This is a genomic window from Flammeovirga kamogawensis (assembly GCF_018736065.1).
GTDB classification, from domain to species: domain Bacteria; phylum Bacteroidota; class Bacteroidia; order Cytophagales; family Flammeovirgaceae; genus Flammeovirga; species Flammeovirga kamogawensis.
Window position 1 is genome coordinate 920241 of record NZ_CP076129.1, and the last position, 21545, is coordinate 941785.

The 21545-nt window shown below is 33.1% G+C and carries 14 protein-coding genes; 4 read left to right on the top strand and 10 right to left on the bottom strand.

Annotated elements, in window-relative coordinates:
* Positions 1-232 precede the first annotated feature (232 nt).
* From KM029_RS22145 to KM029_RS22160, 4 genes are all read left to right on the top strand, one after another.
* On the top strand, positions 233-664 hold the full coding sequence (locus KM029_RS22145; protein WP_144075989.1) for an RrF2 family transcriptional regulator: 432 nt from the start codon (positions 233-235) through the stop codon (positions 662-664).
* 47 nt (positions 665-711) lie between these two features.
* Entirely contained in the window at positions 712-1161 is a 450-nt protein-coding gene (locus tag KM029_RS22150; protein WP_144075990.1) for a hypothetical protein, read from the top strand.
* 53 nt (positions 1162-1214) lie between these two features.
* Entirely contained in the window at positions 1215-3434 is a 2220-nt protein-coding gene (locus KM029_RS22155; RefSeq protein ID WP_144075991.1) for a nitric-oxide reductase large subunit, read from the top strand.
* A gap of 223 nt (positions 3435-3657) precedes the next feature.
* Positions 3658-3888 (top strand): hexameric tyrosine-coordinated heme protein, encoded by a 231-nt coding sequence (locus KM029_RS22160; RefSeq protein ID WP_144075992.1) that lies wholly within the window; start codon positions 3658-3660, stop codon positions 3886-3888.
* Positions 3889-4092: 204 nt separating this feature from the next.
* Here KM029_RS22160 and KM029_RS22165 read toward each other — a convergent pair whose 3' ends face one another.
* From KM029_RS22165 to KM029_RS22210, 10 genes are all read right to left on the bottom strand, one after another.
* Positions 4093-4272 (bottom strand): hypothetical protein, encoded by a 180-nt coding sequence (locus KM029_RS22165; protein ID WP_144075993.1) that lies wholly within the window; start codon positions 4270-4272, stop codon positions 4093-4095.
* A gap of 119 nt (positions 4273-4391) precedes the next feature.
* A complete protein-coding gene (locus KM029_RS22170) occupies positions 4392-5582 on the bottom strand; it encodes a hypothetical protein (RefSeq protein WP_144075994.1) in 1191 nt (396 codons plus the stop codon).
* Positions 5583-5798: 216 nt separating this feature from the next.
* The gene (locus tag KM029_RS22175; RefSeq protein WP_144075995.1) at positions 5799-7244 is read right to left on the bottom strand and encodes a right-handed parallel beta-helix repeat-containing protein; all 1446 of its coding nucleotides are present in this window, start codon (positions 7242-7244) and stop codon (positions 5799-5801) included.
* A 23-nt stretch (positions 7245-7267) separates the two neighbouring features.
* Positions 7268-8695: a sulfatase gene (locus tag KM029_RS22180; RefSeq protein WP_144075996.1), complete on the bottom strand. Its 1428-nt coding sequence runs from the start codon at positions 8693-8695 to the stop codon at positions 7268-7270.
* Between the two features lie 364 nt (positions 8696-9059).
* The gene (gene galB, locus KM029_RS22185; protein ID WP_240050354.1) at positions 9060-11561 is read right to left on the bottom strand and encodes a beta-galactosidase GalB; all 2502 of its coding nucleotides are present in this window, start codon (positions 11559-11561) and stop codon (positions 9060-9062) included.
* 36 nt (positions 11562-11597) lie between these two features.
* Positions 11598-13241, bottom strand: coding sequence for a right-handed parallel beta-helix repeat-containing protein (locus KM029_RS22190; protein WP_144075997.1), 1644 nt, complete (start codon positions 13239-13241; stop codon positions 11598-11600).
* Positions 13242-13272: 31 nt separating this feature from the next.
* On the bottom strand, positions 13273-14754 hold the full coding sequence (locus KM029_RS22195; protein WP_144075998.1) for a sulfatase: 1482 nt from the start codon (positions 14752-14754) through the stop codon (positions 13273-13275).
* 214 nt (positions 14755-14968) lie between these two features.
* Positions 14969-16429, bottom strand: coding sequence for a sulfatase family protein (locus tag KM029_RS22200; RefSeq protein WP_144075999.1), 1461 nt, complete (start codon positions 16427-16429; stop codon positions 14969-14971).
* A gap of 123 nt (positions 16430-16552) precedes the next feature.
* Positions 16553-18229, bottom strand: coding sequence for a RagB/SusD family nutrient uptake outer membrane protein (locus KM029_RS22205; RefSeq protein WP_144076000.1), 1677 nt, complete (start codon positions 18227-18229; stop codon positions 16553-16555).
* Positions 18230-18284: 55 nt separating this feature from the next.
* Positions 18285-21425 carry a SusC/RagA family TonB-linked outer membrane protein gene (locus KM029_RS22210; RefSeq protein WP_144076001.1) on the bottom strand — a complete coding sequence of 1047 codons (3141 nt, stop codon included), beginning with the start codon at positions 21423-21425 and terminating at the stop codon, positions 18285-18287.
* Positions 21426-21545 lie beyond the last annotated feature (120 nt).

The window sequence follows — 21545 nt, forward strand, 5'->3', positions numbered from 1 at the left end:
TTTAAATAAGAATCAAATTCATTAATAGGTATTATTTCTATTATCTAGGAATAAGAACTGAATAACTTCAAAAAAGTAAAGAGTAGAAGACGTAATAACTCTCTATTTGAAATAAAAGAATGTTGAAGCAAAAAAAGTGTATTGAATTATCTTATTAGAGCAATTGTTAACAATAGAAAACTATAAAGGATAAATTTGTCCTTTATAAAATTATACCTACATTTGTAACGTTATGTTTTCAAAAGCTTGTCAATATGGATTAAAGGCTGTCATCTTTATAGGAAAAGAGTCAGCAAAGGGTAATAAAGTTGGAGTAAACGAAATTGCAGATGCAATTGACTCTCCAAAAGCGTTTACCTCTAAGGTTTTGCAGTCGCTTAGTAAAAAGAAGATTGTATCATCTATTAAAGGTCCTTACGGCGGTTTTTATATCAATAAAGAAGTAAGTGTTAGCACATCTTTAAGTGAAATTGTGAAAATTATTGATGGAGATAAAGTATATACTGCTTGTCTGCTAGGGTTTAATAGTTGTAATAAAGAGAAACCCTGCCCAATGCATGATCGATTTGCCGAGATTAGAGAAAACTTAAAAAAGAAATTAGAAACAACTACTGTACAGTTATTAATTGATGAAATAGGATTAGATCTTTTCAATTTTAAATAAAAATTTATTATAATAAAAGATAAAAAGGTCTTCTAATCTACTTTAAAATGAAAAATATAAATATTGCTCTTATATATTTATGGATTGGGTTTGTATGTGCCATTAGCTTTATGGAAGCATGGTTAAAATTTCAAGCCCCAGGTGTAACTTTAAAAATTGGTTTGGGGATTGGTACACTGGTATTTAGTGCCTTAAATGGTGTGGAAATATGTTTCGCTGTTATGTTATTTGCCGATACATCATACCGTCATATTAAATTTCCAAGTGTTGTTGTGTGTAGAAGAGAATACTTGTACCTCTCCCTTCCAATTTTTATTCTCCTTATTCAGTCTGTTTGGATACTTCCAGAATTAACTATAAGAGCAGAAAAAATTATAAATAATATAGCCGTTGCACCAAGTTATATACATGCAGTGTATGGTGCTTTAGAGGTCATCAAGGTGCTGACTCTCTTTCAACTAGGCAGATTATATCTTAAGAAAACTGATACAAAATAAACAAACTAGGTACTTAAATAAAGTACTATTCAACTCTTAATAAAACTCTTAACATGAAAAAAATTTGGTTCATATTTTCCAGCATAATGTTACTTTCCTTTGCCGCTCTAATTTGGGTAGGAACGGAAATTTATCAGAAACAACCTCCTATTCCTGATAAAGTAATTGTTCAAGAAACTGGAGAAGTACTCTTTACTAAAAACGATATACAAACTGGACAGAACGTTTGGGAATCAATTGGAGGTATGGAAATGGGTTCTATTTGGGGTCACGGTAGCTATGTTGCACCAGACTGGTCTGCAGATTGGATACACAAAGAGGCAGTCTATATTCTTAACAAATGGGCTCAAAAAGAATTTTCTAAAGATTATGAACAACTTTCAATTGTAGATCAAAGGATACTACAAGTAAAATTAAGAGCTGTTATAAAAACCAATACGTACAACAGTTCAACAAAAGAAATTACAATCTCTAAAATCAGGTTAGCTGCAATTCAAGAAAACATGAATTACTATGCTGCCCTGTTTAAAAACGGAAATGAGAAATACGCAATGCAAAAAGGCGTGCTTACAGATAAAAGTAAACTTTTTCAATTAAATGCGTTCTTATTCTGGACTTCTTGGGCGGCAAGTACTGATAGACCCGACCAAGAATACACCTATACTTCTAATTGGCCACATGAACCTTTAATTGGTAATACGCTAACCGATGATTCGATGATTTGGTCTGGTTTTTCTATAATGCTTCTCCTCTTTTTTATTGGAATTTTAACGTTCTATTATTTAAAAACTCACGAAGGGGAAGAAGGATTAATAACAAAAACAACTGCTGACCCAATGAAGGATTTCAAGTTGGTAGACTCTCAGAAAGCAGTATTAAAATATTATATCATTATCTCTTTATTAATAGCACTTCAAGTCGTTTTAGGTGCTGTAACTGTACATTATACTGTAGAAGGACAAGGATTTTTTGGTTTTGAACTTTCTAAATTCCTACCATATGTAGTAACAAGAACCTGGCATACACAACTTGCTGTATTTTGGATTGCTGCTACATGGTTGGCTACTGGTTTATTTTTAGCCCCTATTGTGAGTGGTAAAGAAATGAAAGTGCATATTTATGGTATTAATTTCTTATTTGTAGCCTTACTAATAATTGTTTTAGGCTCAATGGCTGGAGAGTGGCTAGGTGTTCATCAATTCTTTGACCTTACTACTAATTTCTTTTTCGGGCATCAAGGATACGAATATGTTGATTTAGGTAGATTCTGGCAAATTTTACTGGGTGTTGGTTTAGTGTTATGGATGATAATGGTGGGTAGACATGTAGTTTATGGGATCAGAAAAAATGATGATTCTAAACACTTACTGATTATCCTTCTTATTTCGGTAATGGCTATAGGAATGTTCTTTTTCTCTGGTTTAGTATATGGAGAAAACAGTAGTTTACCAGTTATTAATTATTGGAGATGGTGGTTAGTTCACCTTTGGGTTGAAGGATTTTTTGAGGTTTTTGCTACAGTAGTCATTGCTTTTATCTTCTTCAAATTAGAGATTATATCAGTTAAAACGGCTAGTTTCACTGCAATAACATCAGCTTGTATATTTTTATCTGGAGGTATTATTGGTACACTGCACCATATCTATTTCTCGGGAACACCAGTACAGGCCATTGCTCTAGGTGCAACATTTAGCGCTTTAGAAGTAGTTCCTTTAACATTAATGGGTTTTGAGATTTTTGAGAGTTGGAACATCTTAAAAAGTTATGATTGGATTAAGAAATATAAATGGCCAATCTTCTTCTTCATGTCTGTATCGTTTTGGAATATGCTAGGTGCAGGTGTTTTTGGTTTCTTAATTAATCCACCTATTGCATTGTACTATATACAAGGTTTAAATACCACGGCTGTTCATGCACATACAGCATTATTTGGCGTGTACGGTATGTTGGGAATGGGTTTTATTATACTTTGCCTAAGACTGTCAACTTCAGAAGTATGGGAAGAAAAATATTTAAAAAGAGCATTCTGGGGCTTAAATATTGGGTTAATGGCAATGGTTGTCATTAGTTTATTACCAATTGGAATAATTCAATTTTATACTTCTCTTACCAAAGGATATTCTTATGCAAGAAGTTCAGATTTACTCTATTCTCCAGTAGTTCAAGCGTTAAAATGGAGTAGAATAATTGGCGATATTATTTTCTCAATAGGGATTTACTATTTCTGTCTTTTTACTGTAAAACAGACTATTAAAGCCATTAAATCAAATTAAAAAAATATAGTGTAGTATACAACTTACTGATATTAATACCGATTGTTTATTTATACTTTATAAGAGGGTAGTTCTATTAATTTAGACTACTCTCAAAATAAAATCAAGAGGTGCAAAACTTTAAAAGTTGTACTATTAATCCGATAATAATCAGTAAATTAAATAGAGGGTATCACAAAAAATAAGATACCTACTATTACTCATAAAATAAATACAAATTGTTATGTCAGAGCAACCTTGGTTACCAACTTTAATTACTTCTACTCCTCAAGAGGGGTACGAATTGGCTATTAAACTTTCCCGTATGGGAGTAAAATCAACACAACCAAATGTTGAACTATTAAAAAAAATGCGCCCAGATTATGCAGAAAATGCAGACAGTCTTACAAAAGCATCGCAAGTAATTGCTATTAACTTTCAGACTGTAGCGGCCGCAAATAATTATTGGAAATAACCCAAATTCTAGTAAAATTTCTAATAGTGTGTACAGCTTCCGAGCTTAGTTTGGGAGCTGTTTTTTTATTGATTAATAACCAAAAAAAACGAGTAGTATCACCCACTTAAACCTAAAATTATGAATAGATTTAAGTGGGTGTTTTACTTACAAAAACAGAATATTAAAAACTAAGTATATTTTTTTTGAGCTTTCAGAGTTAACTTATTTTTCAATCTCTCCAATCCAGCTAAATCTTTGATCTTTAAGATAGGCCTCTATTATTTTCTTTGCCTTATCTTCTGAACATTCTATGAATTCAATGATCATCTCACTCTTTTTTTCAGTGGTATTATCACTTGCAAGTATCTTTCTGATACCGCTAATTTTTTCTTTACTCTCCATTTTGTTCTTTTATTTGAGATGTAAATATACTGTTACTATTGATCATTAATACCCATATATAAAAAACACCTACTGAATTAATGATTAAGTAGGTGCTTTTTTAGCTATCTTAATTCTTATTAGTAATTCAATAATTTAACATATCTATTCACTCGCTCACCAGAAGATAGGTTCTTATCTACTAATCTAGTAGTGTTCGTAACCGGATTATATTCTATTGTTTTGCTGTTATCATTCGTATCCTCTTCAGAGGTTGCGTAGTATTTATCCCTTAAATACTTAAAATAAACAAGTGTCAATTTATTGAGAGCAAATCTAGAATTGGTGTCTTCAATAGTATACATTTCTCTTAAAAAGGCTTCTGTTGGTCTTTGCACAGTTTGTGTTACACCACGTATTTCTACTGTCTGGTCTCCTGCAGTCCATGTTGCAGAATTAGAATATTCTGATAGAGACACTAAAGTTATTACTGTTGCATCTATTTTATACACAAGATAACTTGATGTTAGAATTTGAGTAGTGACATCGGTAATATACTCATCTGGTTGAATTGGAAATAAATCACCAACTTCTGGAATAGCTGTGGTTACTTCAAAAGTTTCTGATTTAACTTCTTTATTATCATCATAAATAGCATAAATTCTAACATAATATTTAGTATTTACTGATAATTCTATAGCACTTACTGAAATTGAATTTTGATAAGTAAGTGCTTCATCCTCTATTGATTTATATGAATTCGTAAAATCTTCATTTTTAGAATATTCTAATCCATATGTAGTGGGTATTTCTCCTATCAAAACTAAATCTGCTCCAATTTTAATACTCACATAGTCATACGCATTAGCCAATGTACTCAGGTTAGAAAAAGTTAAAGACCTTTGATCGTGTAATAAAGTTGAAGGGGGAACTAATTTTTCTGGTGTACCATAATACACTGCTCCATTATTACCTTTTACATATGTATTTATATAATATGTTGCAGTTCTATACATATCGTCATAAGAATGAGAAAAAGTATTATCTGTTGTATTTAGGTTGACGGATAAACTTGTATTATCGTCAATTTTTCCATTTTCAAGAGTAGATAATAGAATACCGCTTTCTTCTACATTATCACTAATATTTTGAGCATAATTTCCAGTCACAGTAATGTTAAAAGATTCATATTCATTTAATTCATACGCTACATCATCTATACTAATTTTATTTAAGTAGGTTTCTGGAGTTGGATCTAAATTATCTGAATCTTTATCACAAGAAAAGAAAGATACAAACAATAGTAACGCAATAATATAGTTAACTTTCATAGGTTTAAATAATAGGTGATAGTGTAATTAGGTTAAATAACTTCTTAATTAAGTTATTAAATAAATAGATAACTCAAATCTAAAACCGATTATAATCGAATTAAATGTTCAAAAATTTCAATGTTTTTGATATAAATAGGAGAACATTATACAAAAAAGAGCATCAAGAAAACTTAACTCCTTGACACTCTCTTCTCTAAAAAAATTAGTTTATACTTACAGTATCTTTAATCCTTGAACAAATTTATAGAGTTTCTTAAACTCCTCACTATCTTGTAATAACGGATTATTTTTTAGTTCGTCAAGTACTTTTATGGGATCACGTTCCTCATAATTAAAGAGTGTAGAGATATCATTATCCTCATTCGTAAAGTTGGTTGTTTTCCCTAAAATAATTCTAGCTGTGGTCTGGTTCCTTACTATATTTTTCTCAAATATTGTTTTATCAGGATACTTCTTTCCCCAATCTTTAAACTCTAACAAATCATTTTCCATTTCAGGAATTTCCTTATTTGGAATAATCACAATATTATGGTGAATATCTGTATTTTCTAATGGTCCAGTTGCATGAAAAGTAGGGGCAAAATATCGTTTATTATGTGCCTTGTAAGGTCTTATTCCATCATTTATACTTAGATTATATTTAACTATTGTATTTTTTGTTCCATGGTTCATGGGTTGCCCGTAGCTAAAGCCGTTATTACAAATTAAAATAAACCCACCCCAATTATTAAAGCTTAGGTTGTATTGAAAAGTTGTATTAAAACAATTAAAATCTGAATCATAACCTTGCCCGTCCCATTTTGCTCTATGATCGCTCACACTGTTAAATTGAATCAAGGTGTTATCACTACTCCAAGGCCATATACCTGCTGCTGCATCACCCACAGGCAAAGAGTCTACTCCTTTTCTAATAACATTATATTCTATCAAAGCACCATCACAAGCAATAGGAACAATCCCATCACCCGGAATATTCTCTATAAGGTTTCCTCTTATCACTACTTCTAAACTTGGGTGCCAATTTGTGCGGCTTGCATATCCTTTAGAATTTATTGCATTACGCTCGCAATGATGCATATAATTATTTAGCAACTGAAGATCAATAAAGCGAGTTTTCACTTTTTCGCCCATATTTTGCCAAAGTATTGCTGAACCTCCTCCTTTCTTTTTCTCAAAAAGTCCGTTTACATCAAAAATTTCTAGCCCTTCTAAAACTATATGATGACAATCCCCGAAGTTTTCTGCACGTACAATTACTCCTCTTCTTTTTCCTTTACGTTCTCCACCTTTGTTGGTTATTTTAAGGTTTCTCACTTCAAAATACTCTACATTATATAAAAGTAATGTGGCTTCCTTTTTTCCTTTTCCATTGATCTGAGGATTCTCTCCTTTTCCATAGCGATCAATTTTAATTACATCACCTTTTGTTCCCGAACCTTGTGGTTTTAACTGACCACTGTATGTAGTTCCTGCTGCAAATAAAACAGCATCTCCGGGTTGCAATATTTTTTGATTTACCTTCCAAAGAGATTTCCAAGCATGCTTTTTTGATGTACCTTCATTTTTATCATTTCCATTCTTTGCATCTACATAATAATTAGTAGCTGAAGCTAAAGATGAAAGCAGTATCAAGATACTTAATATGTTTACTATTTTCATGACTGATGTATTTAAAAAAAGGTTTATAACACATTACCGGGTTTGTTCCAAACAACAGTTTTCAACTTCCCCTCAAACTCATTGATTAATTTTTTATATTTCTTGTTTGATGCCAAATTGTTCCACTCGTAAGGATCTTTCTTTAAATCATAAAGTAAATATTTACCATCTTTAGTAATTGTAAACCTGTACTGATCTGTCACTAAACCGTAGTTTTCTTGAGCACAAGTATATACTAAATCTTCCCAATCTACTTTCTCTCCTTTTAATAAAGGCACAAGACTTTTGCCATGTAATTGTGTTCCTTCAGCCATTGTCGACTCCGTTAAAGCCATTAATGTTGGGTAGATATCGATGTTCTGAACCACATTTTCTATTACTTTAGGTGTTTTAGAATGAGGCATTTTTATAATCAGAGGACTTCTTAAAGCAACATTGTACCCTGTATTTTTTCTCCACTTTCCATGATCTGTAAGATGATATCCATGATCTCCCCAAATTACAATAATGGTATTATCATATAATCCTTCTTCTTTTAATGCTTTTATTACTTTACCCATTTGTGCATCTGCATAAGTGGTGCTTGCCATGTATCCACGAATTAGTTTTTGAGCCGTCTCATCAGATACCCCTTCGTTCCAAACTTCGCTTCCTTTTCTACCACTAAATGGCTCATTCGACATGTCTTTTTTTGCATCTTTAGGAAGGTAAGCCAACTTACCAGCATCCTCTGGATACATATCAAAATATTTTTTAGGTGCTACCCATGGCATATGAGGTCTTGCAAAACCACAAGCAATCATAAACGGCTTTGTTTTATCTCTTTTTGTTTTAATATACGAGATAACATCTTCTGCAACTTTCCCATCATTCAGCATATTATCCGGGCAATCTACAGAAGCATACATTAAAGAACCCGGTCCTGATCCTTTCTCATGATAGATATCAATCTGATCTTGTCTGCCACCAATATCTACAATTCTTTTTTCTATTTCTGGCCCACCATCATGGTATTCGCTTGTCCAATATTTACCCGCAATATCCCAAGAAGATTTATCCCCACCTGGTACTTTTCCATGGTATAACTTTCCTCTTGTTGCCGTCCAATAACCGTTGTCTCTTAACTGCCCAGGCCATGTTTTTTGCATTGCAATCATTTTCGGAAAAGTTATTTTTTGTCCTTTAGGTGCCCACTTATTATCAAAACGAACTCCAGTAAGCATAGCTGCTCTAGAAGGTAGACATAAAGGATAACTTACATAAGCTCTATTAAAACGAACTGCCTGATTTGCCAATAAATCAATGTTAGGCGTATGAGGTTCTGGTTCTCCATACGCTCCTATTAATGGACGTAAATCATCATAAGCAATAAATAAAATATTGGGCTTATCTTGTCCATATGAAATAAGATTAGCACTAAATAGTAATAATAAAATGTAATACGTTTTCATTTTCTATCTGTTTAATTCATTTCAAAAAGTGTAAAAGACACTGTGCCTAACCAACACAGTGTACAATTACCTTAAATAGTCACATCATCATTGTGCAATATATTGATGAGTTTATAGTATGTTTAATAGCTGATCACATGTCTCCTTTTTAGAGTAATGTGCTCATTTGTTTATTCCTATAATTTTGTAGCATGCTATCATTTAAAATGATTTTACTACTTACTTTTCATTAGTAAAAATAATAACGAATATGGTAATATTCATCTTCCATATTCGCTATTGAGGCACATTTTCTATAAAAACTAATTTGTGCTATAAATTGAATAATTTACACACAGGTAATCATTCTCTAATCAATTTTTTATTAGATATTTAGTTTTCTTGTCGCTTTAATTTTAAGGGTAGCTGTAGTTAATCCTTCAGATTTTGCTTTAATTTTTATATATCCAGTTTGCCCTTTAACGCTTTTAATAATCAACATACATAAACCATTAAATGCTTTTCTGTTATTACCCTGAAAAGATTCTATTGTTGCTGCATTTCCGTTACCAACTCCAGCAATTGTACCTACACCGTCTACTTCAAAAGTAACTAAATTACTTGCTAGAGGACAGAAATTACCGTCTTTATCTTCTACTCTAACAGTAACAAAAGAGAGGTCGGCTCCATCTGCTGTAATCACGTGTTTATCTGGAACAACAGTTAATTTTGCAGGTGCACCAGCTGTTACAATCACTTTCTCTGCGGCTACTTTACCATCTTTATACGCAACAACTTTTAATTCACCCGGTTCGTAAGCAACATTCCAATTTAAACGGTAAGGAGAATCCCATGTTTTTTCTGGTCGCTTCCAAAATTTAAAATCAGCAGGAATAGTGGTTTTATCAACACCCATCACTTTTTTTCCCAATGATTTTCCATTTAAGAAAAGCTCTGCTTCGTCGCAGTTTGTATAACAATATACTGGAATTTCTTCCTGATCTGTACCTTTCCAATTCCAATGAGGTAAAATATGTACCATTGGTTTTTCAGTCCATCTACTTTGATAATAATAGAATCTGTCTTTTGGAAAACCACATAAATCTACAATTCCAAAATAAGAACTTCTAGATGGCCAATCACCTGTCCATTTTCCATTTGTTTCGTTATCTCTTCCATTAAATGGGGTAGGCTCTCCTAAATAATCAAAACCAGTCCAAACAAATTCACCTAAGGAACGTGTCATTGTTTCTTGCGCATACGTCTCGAAATCTGGAGGATATGCCCAAGGTGGACTAATAATATCATAACTGGTAATTTGGAAAGAATCATGTTTTTCATAATTCTCTAACGGTAAATGATATACACCTCTAGAGCTTACAACAGATGAGGTTTCTGAACCATAAACAATATAGTTAGGGTTCATTGCCAATAGGTTGTCGTATTGTGTCGGTTTGTAATTCATACCAATAATATCTACGGCATCTGCTAATCCATTTTTTACAAAATGAGGATAGATACTTAAACCAGCAGAAACAGGTCTAGTAGGATCTTCATCATGACAGATATCTACAAGTGCTTTTGCCAATTCTCCTCCGTTTTCATGTCTTTGCTCCTTAATTTCGTTACCAATACTCCACATTACAACAGAGGGGTGATTACGATCGCGTTTAATCATATCTCTTAAGTCCCTTTCGTGCCACTCGTCCCAAACAGTGTTGTAACCATTTTCTACTTTTGGTGCCTTCCATTCATCAAAGGCTTCTACCTGAACAAGAATTCCAAGTTTGTCGCAAAGTTCTAATTGTTCTGGCGAAGGTGGATTATGGCTTGTTCGGATGGCATTTACACCCATACTTTTCATTATTTCTAACTGACGCTGAGTTGCTCGATAATTTACTGCTGCCCCTAAAGGACCTAAATCATGATGCATACAAACTCCCTTAAACTTTGTGGGTTTTCCGTTTAATAAGAAACCCTTATCACGTGAATAGTCGATCGTACGCACACCAAAAGTGGTTGCGTACGAATCTATTACTTGGTTATTGTTTAAGATAATTGAATTTGAAGTGTATAAATATGGATTCTCAGTATCCCATAAGATTGGTTCACTGATGCTAATTTCTTGTTTAATAACAGAAGGCTTCCCTGTTTTAGACTCAAATTTAGAGGCTAAAACACCAACTTGCTGTCCATTTTTATTTAAAATAATAGTCTTTAAAGTGTAGTCTCCATTTTGCGGTGATTGGTTTTCTATAGTTGTTTCTATAGCCACAACAGCACTTTTTAGTTCTACTTTAGGAGTAGTTATGTACGTTCCCCAGTGAGCTACATGTATAGGATTTTGTATATCTAACCACACATTTCTATATATTCCTGCACCAGGGTACCATCTAGCAGATAAGTCTTTAGGAGCAACACGAACAGCCAGTACATTTTCTTTTCCATATTGAATATATGGTGTTAAATCTACTTCAAAACCGATGTAGCCAAATGGACGAGCTCCTACTTTTTTTCCATTAAGATACACTTCGGCATTGTTCATCACTCCATCAAAAGCAACTTTAATTACATTCCCTTTTTGATTTTCAGAAATAGTAAAACTTTTTCGGTACCAAGCCGTGCCAAAAATTGGCAATCCACCAGTTCTGGCATCATGCTTTTCGTCAAAAGGTCCTTCAATAGCCCAATCATGTGGCAAATTTAATTTTCGCCAGCTGCTATCGTCAAAATCCTTATTTGCTTCTGTTCCAATTTCTCCCTTTTTAAAGGTCCAATCTTCATTAAAAGACTGACGTGCTAGTGGAATTTCGTTCTCGTATGTAGAACAGAATCCCATAGTACTTATTGCTAATAACAATAGTACATTAAAAAATTGCTTGTACATTCTTATATCGTTGCTTGTGACTGAGCTATAAAGCTTCTATTTCATTTCGATTGCCCCCATATCTGGCTTTCCTTTTATAGGATTACCTAATATATCTTTCTCTGTTGCGAGACCTAAAAATAATCCATTATTATCTCCAGGAATAGCTGTTATTTCAATTCCCTTATCTTTTACAAGGCGCTCATTCTGAGGTACAAAATCTTGTAACGTAGTGCCTGAAATATTTTTAAATTTAGGGTCTCCAAAACTAGGAGCTTCATCTTTTATAGGTGCTTTATCTGGCCAATTGTTCTTTCTTAAAAAAAGATTATTTTTAAAGACAATATTTTCTATTAAAGATTGACCTGCTACTTCTGGTTTGTATTGATCTCCTAAAACTTGTTTGCTTTTGCCTTCTATATAAAAAATATTATTAGCTATAAAAACACCTTTTGATGCTCTATCTACTGCTACCTTAGCCTGAATATCATCTTTAACATAGATTGTATTATTATAGAAGTAGCTGTTGTAAGGACCTTTTCGTTCTCTATCTTTACCATTAAATCCACTTAGCCAAAACGTTTTTCCTTCCTGAGAAGCAACTCCTTTTTCTTTTATCCTATAGCCATCATTAATACTAATATTGTAACGGTAAGCACAGTTAAAGTTATTGCCTAATATTTCGCAAAAACCTCCTGCATTGTTTTCGCTTAAATTGTATTGAACAATTACGTTAGTACAATTAAAATCTATATGACACCCTGCCGAATCAGCTGGACCTTTAGCATTACGAAATTCGTTATGTTCAATTACAAAATTTGTACAACCCCAAGTCCATAAACCACTACCTCTACCCCATTTGCGTGAATCTCCATTATCGCCTGAGTAGTTTATGATATTATTTCTTATTTGTGCATTTAAAATACCTCCAAATTGCATACCTGGCCCACCTGTCTTGTAAACAGTGTTATTCTCTACTAGAATATTCTGAACATTCTGCTTCTTTCCATTAAATTTTATTCCTGTATGTGCCACATTCGTTACGTGGCAACCTTTTACAATTACATCTTTAATTGTAGCATCACTGGTAGCATTAATTAAACGGATTCCCCATCCGTAGCCTTGTGTGCCATTTGCAGTAAAAGATTCTTTAGCACCTCTTTCAAAGTTTTTATTCATTAAGAATACATCTTTTACTGTTAAGTTTTCTAATTCAATATTAGAATAAGTACCAGATTTAGAAGTTGTTATTAATACTCCACAACGCATAGATTTTTTAGTAATCTTTTCTGATACCCCTCCTGCATCTGCTGTAATAGTTAAATCATGTATTCTTACATAGCTACTATTATTAATCAGAATACCATTGTTATAACCTTTTGCATCAATTACTGGTAAGATTGTAGAAGGCATTGAAGGATCAGAATAGCTTCCAATCTCAATAAAATTATTTTTCGCTCCGTTTACATTTTCTAGTGTTAATGTACCCTCATAAGTAAGTCCGTTTGCAAGTAGTACCACATCACCAGCAGTTAATTTAAGACGGTTTACTTTCCCTAAACTTTTAAATGCTTTCTTTTTACTTGTACCATTATGTTTATTACTACCTGTTTTAGCATTTACATAATACGTTGTAGCATTAGAATTGAGCGCGATTAAAAATAAGCCTACTAGAAGTAGTATTTTATTTTTCGTTTTCATTTTCTTAAAATTTATATTTTTGAATGCACCTTTATTTCATTGATGCTTTTTTCTTCTTCTTTGTTTTCTTCTTTACCTCAAAACCTCTAAACTCTGCTTTTCCTTCTCCTTCTACACTCCATGGAGTTACATAATCTTTTACTAAAGGAGCTTCATTTTGAGGTAAATAGCTTGCCAATTCTTTCTTTTTCTCTTGGTACCCTTCACTTTGTGCTAGGTTATACCATTCGTTATCATCTTCTGTATGAAAATAAAGTTCTTCTGTTCCATCATAGTATCTGATGTAACGATAATCTTCTGTACGTACGGCGTAATTTCCTTTGCCCCAAGATGTAATTGCAGGTTGTTTTAGTATCTTATTTGGATGTTTTAAAACAGGTACTAAACTTTCTCCATCTACATATTTTGGTGTTTCTACTGCAGCAAAATCTGCAATTGTTTTATAAATATTGATTAGAGACACTGCTTCATCATACTTTTCTCCACCTTTAACTTTACTATCTTTTCTAGGATCATAAATAATAAAAGGAACTTTTGTTGCTTCTTCCCACAAAGTGAATTTTTTGAAAGACATTTTCTCACCTAAGTGATAACCATGATCTGACCAAAGTACAACAATTGTATTGTCTGCATATTCACTATTTTCTAAAGCTTCTAAAACTCTACCAATATTAAAATCTGCCCAAGAAATACATGCCAAATATGCCCTTCTTACATCTTCCCACTTTCCTTCTTTTTTAAAGAAATTATAGTCCCCTGCTTTTCTCATTCCTAAACCTTCTTTAGGAATATCCATTAAATCTTCTTCGTAGATGGCAGGTGCTTGAATGTTTTCTGGTAATGCATCAAAAAATCTTTTTGGAGCATCAAAAGGTAAGTGCGGTTTTACAATTCCTACTGCTAAGAAAAATGGTTTGTCGTGTTTTTCATTTAAAACATCTATACCGTAAGATGCAACCTGAAAATCTTTATGATCTTCATCTGCATGATGAGTAGGTCTAAAAGACATCTTTTTATTTTTCATGAAGCCTTCTCCCTCTACATAAATTTGCTTACCACCTTTCGTCTCTTCATAGTGCGTCCATTCTCTATTATCACTTAAATTTCCATGATGAATTTTACCTGCTCCAAAAGTTTCATATCCATTCTCTTTTAATAAACGAGGTAGAGAGGTATACTCTTTCATTAACGTTGCATGAATATCGTGCTCATAAAATGGATACAATCCAGAATTAAATGGTTCTACTCCATAAAGAAGTGAATTTCTACTAGGAGAACAACCCGGAGCCGAACAATGTGCATTCGTGAAGTTTACACCTTGATCAGCCAATTTATCCATATTTGGCGTAATTGTTTGCTCATGCCCTCCTAAAAAACCAGTCCAATCATTCATATCATCAATAGCTATAAATAATATGTTTGGTCTTTTTTCTGATTTTTCTTGGCAGAAACCATTTGAAAAAATGATTACAGTTAAAAAAACAGTTAGTAGTATGTTGTAAGTATATCTCATTTCATTAAAAAATATAAAGATGAATAACACATCAAGTAGATAAATTTGTTAAGCACAATATTGACTAAAAAAAATTACGATAAAATCCAACTGCAAAATGCTGACACATATAATAAGTAATATGCTACTTTACTTAGAGAGTTAACACAAAAGAGACCAAAGGTGTAGAATAGTGCTCTTTTGAAATCCTACCCTATTATGATAAAAACAGGGTTTAATTCAATAAATTGTGCTTTTTTAGTGCAGGTTCGTTGTATTTTTCCATCTGTACAAAAAGTTCTTTATGCAGTCTCTGTGCTATCTTTTGATAAGCAGGATCAGTATAAAAATTAATTAATTCATCTGGATCCTCTTGTAAATCGAATAACCAAGGCTTATCATTTGGAGAAACAACAAGTTTATATCTGTTATCTACTGCTGCTACCCACTTACTTCTTGCATTAGTGATGTACACAATTCTATCTTCTTCAATACGTTTTTTCTTACTTTTAAAATCTACAGAAGCATCTATACCATGAAACTTATATTCTGAATGGTCAACATCCATTAAACCCAAAATAGTAGGTGTAAAATCTGCCATTGTAAATGCTTTATTAATCTGTTTACCACTCTTCACTTTCTTAGGGTATCTAAGCATAAAAGCAACACGTGCAGAGGTCTCATAAGGCAAGCCTTTATTTTGTTTTCCATGTTCTCCAAGTAAATCACCATGGTCTGAAGTAAAGACTACTATTGTATTTTCTTCTAAATTGTTTTCTTTTAAGAAGCTAAGTATACGCCCAACGTTATCATCTACACATTTTACCATTCCATAATATTGTCTCATAGCATTCTGATTAATAGCTTTTACAGAATTTTTCTTTTTTCTACTTACCCATAATGGAGATTCATCACCTTCTTTATAAGCTGTTCTAGGCTCTTCAAAAGTTAAATGATCATACATTGTGTTATATGGAGCACGTACGTGATTTGGTCCATGAGGATCTGGAATTGATAACATTAAACAGAAGGGCTTATCTTTATCTTGTTCCAGAATTTTTAATGCTCTATCTACTAGAAAATCTGTTGTAAAAGATTTTTCGTTTGCTTTCTCTTGATCAAAAACTAAATTACCGTTCTTTTTTACTACCTGATCTACAACTACTCCTTCTTTTTCTTCTTTTAGAATTTTCCAATGTCCTCTGTTCATCATGTATCTATTATGATCAAATCCAAACTTCCTAGCAGGTTCAAAACCAGGTTTATCCTCTCCATCTAAATGCCATTTTCCAACATAAGATGTAGCATATCCATTGTCCTTTAATATCTGACCGAAAGTGATAACATCATCATTTAGAGGCATATCGTTTATTGGTGAACCTGTTGCTACAGGATAAAGTCCCGTCATCATGGATGCTCTTGATGGTGTACAAACAGGAGATGTTGCATACCAATTTTCGCAGAGTACACCACCCTCTGCAATTTTATCTAAATTAGGTGTTTCAACAATTGTTTCTTTACCCCACATGAACGCTTGTTCATCTGATAAAGTTTTGCGGTAACAGCCTAATGTTCTTAAGTTATGTTCGTCTGTATGAATTATTAATAGGTTAGGTTTTTTATTTTTTTGTGCAAACGAAAAATTCGTTAGTCCAATACTAACGAAGCACAAAGATAAAAGTAGGTACTTTTTCATAATATAACTTTTTATTGTGAGCCTGAAATCTGTTTAAGAAAAAAATTATGAGTTAGTTAGTAAAAAAAGAAAATGCAATCCACAACTAGAAATTAATTGTGAATTGCATTTTAAAAATTCTATTTACCAGCCTGATTTTTGACTAAGCGAAGTGTTGATATTAACCTCCTGTAAAGGATATGGTAATGACAAGTGCTTATCTGGATTATAGTTTTTAAAGATTCTGAAGTAACCATCATTTGCCCAAAAACTAGGGTTATAATCTGGGTGGCTCAACATAACTGTTTCTAAGTATTGTAATCTCTCGCCCAATTTACCCCATCTAATTAAGTCGTGCTTACGAATTCCTTCAAAACATAACTCACGTAAACGTTCGTCCATTAATTCAGTAAAGAATGCCTCTTCACCTGAAATTACTGTTGGATTATCTACTTCAATATTATCTAAACCTGCACGATTTCTCACTTGGTTTAAACACTCAATAGCCTGAGATGTAGGTCCATGGTTTACTCTATTAGAGGCCTCTGCATACATCAATAATACATCTGAGTAACGTAAAATTGGGAAGTTGATAGGAGATTGATTACGAGACAAAGTTGTTTCGTTTGTCAATAAAACATATTCGTCTATTTCTGAACCATTACTAATATCACTTTCATTTACAGGCTCCCATCTTCTAAATTTACCAGGAGTATATTGTGGTGCAAAAATATTTGTGACATAGACAATTTTACCCGATTTATTCATTTGAATACCTGGTATGTTCCAATCTCTTCTTCTGTCTTCACTATCATAAATTATAGAGAAAACTGGAGATACAGCAACTGCTTTTTGAGACGTTGGATGATTATTTCCATCGTTTAATTCAAATGCTAAACCATTATAGTTACCAATAGCACCCATTGTAGCAATACCTAAATCAAGGTTATTCTTATAAGTGATTTCAAATAACGACTCTTGTAAATCATATTTATCACCACCAATGTACTCTAAGAAAGTAGCTCTATACCCTAATGTATCTGGCGTAGTATTTAAAGCATGCCATCCATCTTTATAGATAATGTTACCTAAATGTACTACTGCACTGTCATAATATTGAGTTGCCATCATTGGCTCTCCTGCCATTTTTAGATAAGCTCTAGAAAGCATACCTTCTGCGGCCATTCTATTTGGACGACCTGGCACATAATCTCCATCTTGTGCGTGTGGCAAATGCTCGATTGCAAATTTAAAATCTGATTCAATTAAAGCATATACATCTATTAATTCTCCTGCAGGAACATTATTAGAAGATTGATCTACAGTTGGTGTTGTTCTAATTGGAACTTCATTCCACCAGCTTGCTAACAATTGGTAAGCAAATGCTCTTAAAAAACGTGCTTCTGCAATATACTTATTGTAATCTTCAGGTTCAAAAGCATCCTTATCTAAACGAGCAATCATTTGATTACACTCATTCACTGCTCCATAAAGTTGTTCCCAAGATTTTTCTACATGTTCTGAGTTAGAAACATGGCTGTATAAAGATACTGACCAGTTTTCATCCCATCCTCTACTGTAATAACCTTCATCTGTTCCGTATTGCATCTCCATAGATAACATACTCCCGTAAGCATTATTAGAAGAGAATTTAGAGAAAATACCTGCTAAACCTAAATCAACTTTTGAGTCTGTATTATAGAAGTTATCAGTTGTCCAAGTAGATTCTGGTTCTACATTTAGGAAACTCGAACAAGATGTACCAAGACCTAAGAATATGCTTACTGCAACACCTAGTTTTGTTATATATTTTTTATTCATTGTTGTCTAAAATTATGTAATTGAAATTATTCAAATAAGAATTAGTCAATTCTAATTATAGCGTTAATTTAATGCTACCTAAGATTGTTCTACTTTGTGGATAAGCAGAGTAATCTAAGTTTGGTGTTACACCATTACCAGATACACTAACTTCAGGATCAAATCCAGAGTAGCTTGTCCAAGTGAATAGGTTTTGACCAGATACTGAGAAGTTTAAACCTTTCATTTTCATTCTCTTTAATACCTTTTTAGGTAAAGAATAACCAAATGTTACTGTTTTTAATCTGATATAAGAACCATCCTCAATAAATCTATTGTCAATCTGATTACCTACACGAGCAGCACCTAAAGAACCAGCATATGTAGATGCATTAATATTAGTATCTGTATTGTATGGAGTCCAGTGATCTGCTACAGTAGAGAAACCATTGAATGATTGAGAACCCCAAGGTTTGTGCATTTCTACAGCATTACCGTTCATTACATCAAATCCATGAGACCATTGGAATAAGAAAGAGAAATTAAAACCTTTATAACTAAAGTTGTTCGTAATACCGCCAAAGTGATCTGGATGAGGATTACCTATAATTTTTCTATCCAATTCATTGATTGTACCGTCACCATTTTGGTCAATAAATTTCACTCCACCAGGAGCAACATCTGCAGAACCATTATCAGCAACACCATCTTTCAACTCATACGTTTGTGTTTCATTGTTCCAGTTAAAGTCTCCTACTTGATAAATTCTTTCAAACTCTAAACCGTACATCATACCTACAGAGTTACCCACTTGCGTGATATAGTTATCTTCGTCAAATCTTGCTCTAGAGTAGATTGCATCATTACCTTGGTTCAATTTCACAACTCTATTTTGTTGGAATGAGATGTTAAAATTCGTTGTCCATTTAAATGATTTCTTGTGGATATTTACTGTAGATAAAGAAATTTCTAAACCTTTGTTTTCTACTTCACCAACATTTTGGAATACATTTCTAAAACCAGTACTAGGTGCCATGTTAGCATTTAGAAGCAGGTCTGTAGTATTCTTTTGGTATACATCTACTGTAGTTTCTAACCTTTGATTAAAGAAAGATAAATCTAAACCAAAGTTAACTTGTTCTGTTGTCTCCCATCTTAAATCTGGAACTGCTAAGTTAGATTGAATAGCACCCGGCTGATACGATTCTGTAACTCCCCAGTTATATCCAGACCATTTTGAGATATTAATTTGGTTGAATGCAGCAAAATCAGCAATTCTGTTATTACCAGTAATACCCCAACCACCTCTAAATTTAAGTGTAGAAAGCACTTCGATATTTTTTAAGAAAGGCTCATCACCTGCTCTCCATGCACCTGATAATGAAGGGAAATAACCCCATTTGTTACCATCTGCAAATTTAGAAGAACCATCTGCTCTAAAGTTTGCAGTTAATAAATACTTGTCTTTGAAAGCATAAGTTGCTCTACCAAAGTAAGATAACAAAGTATTACCTGTCCAATTAGATTGTGCTAAAGTTGCTGTAGTACCAATGCCAATATTTGCCATTCCAAATTCATCTACAGGTAAGTTACCATTCTGTAAACTTGAGAAAGAATAATCTTGGTAAGAACCTTCAATACCACCCATTACAGAGAATTCATGGTTTTTTGATTTTTTATGGTACGTTAAAGTATTTGATGAAGCAAGTGTCTGACGAAGAGACTGTGTCTGACTTGCTTGGATACCTAATGGAGAGTTTTGACCTTGTCTTGTGTCTTCACCATAAAATAACGTTTCGTTATTCAACTGAGCTTGGTAGTTTGCCGCTAAATTTAATGTTAGGTTTTTATGGAATTTATATACAAATCTCATATTACCTCTAATTGCATTTTGCTTATTCTTTCTCTCTGTATTTTCTAAGTTAGGTACAGGAGGGTACATTACTTGTTGGTTAGGATCTGTTGGGTCATAACCACCTGGCTCTAAACCATCATCTAAAACAGGGTCTACAGGACGAAAACGAACTGCATCTCTAATAATACTAGAATAATTATTTTCTCTTAAATCTGGACCTCTTCTAACTGAGTAAGAATGCATAATACCAGCATTAAAAGTAGCTTTCTTAGAGATTGTATGCTTAATTCTTAAGTTGTTAATCAACTTTGTAAATCCTGATGTAATTAATGTACCTTCTTGATCTGTATAGTTACCTGAGTAATAGATGTTTGTTTTCTTATTCCCTCCGTTTACTGATACATTATATCTTTGAATAGGTGCTTCTTGGAAAATTTGATCCTGCCAATCATTACCATCTATATCTCTGTATAATTCTGGGTCTACCCATTTTTCATAGAACTTTCCTAATTTATCTTTAGAATCTTCATTTAAATCCCATCTAGAAGATGCCCAAGCCTGACTTTCTTGGTATTTTACATATTCATACGGACTCATTACTTCTAAGTACTTTGGAATAGATTGCATACCATACGCAGCACTAACTGTAACTGTTGTTGTACCGTTATTATTACCACCATCTTTAGTAGTAATTACAATTACACCATTTGCACCTCTTGAACCATAAATAGACGTTGCAGAAGCATCTTTTAACACGTTAAATTCTTGAATATCTTCTGTGTTAATTGTTGCTGGATCAAAATCATCTAAAGGAATACCATCTACAACATATAAAGGTTGGTTACTACCTGTAATTGAGTTACCACCACGAATTACAATATTCATTGGAGCACCAGGAGCACCTTCCGAAGCAGATACATGCACACCTGCAACTCTACCCATTAATGCTTCATCATAGTTTGCAGTTGGAGAAGCTACTAGATCTTCAGAACTTACAGTTGCAACCGAACCAGTAATATCTTTTTTCTTACTTGTACCGTAACCAATTACTAAAACTTCATCAAGTTCGTTAACATCTGCAACTAAAGTTACATTAATTTTAGAACGGTCTTTTACAGGTATTGTTTGTGTTTCAAAACCAATGAATGAAACTTCTAAAACATCCGTTCCGATTACATTTGTTAATTTAAACTCACCAGAGATATTCGTCATCGTACCAGAGTTGGTTCCTTTGATTACGATGTTTACCCCAGGTAGTGTTTCTCCTGACTCATCACTTACTACACCCGATACTACAAACTGAGCTTGTGCATAGAATGGAAGAAACAAAAGGGCAAAAATTCCAATTATAAAATTTTTCATTTGTATCTAATTTATATTGTTATCAGCTTATTTTAAAGAGATTATATAGTTAAACCGTAAGTTGAAAAAATAAGGGGCAAAGGCTCTAGTTTTGCCCCTTTGAATGTTCGATTGGTAAAA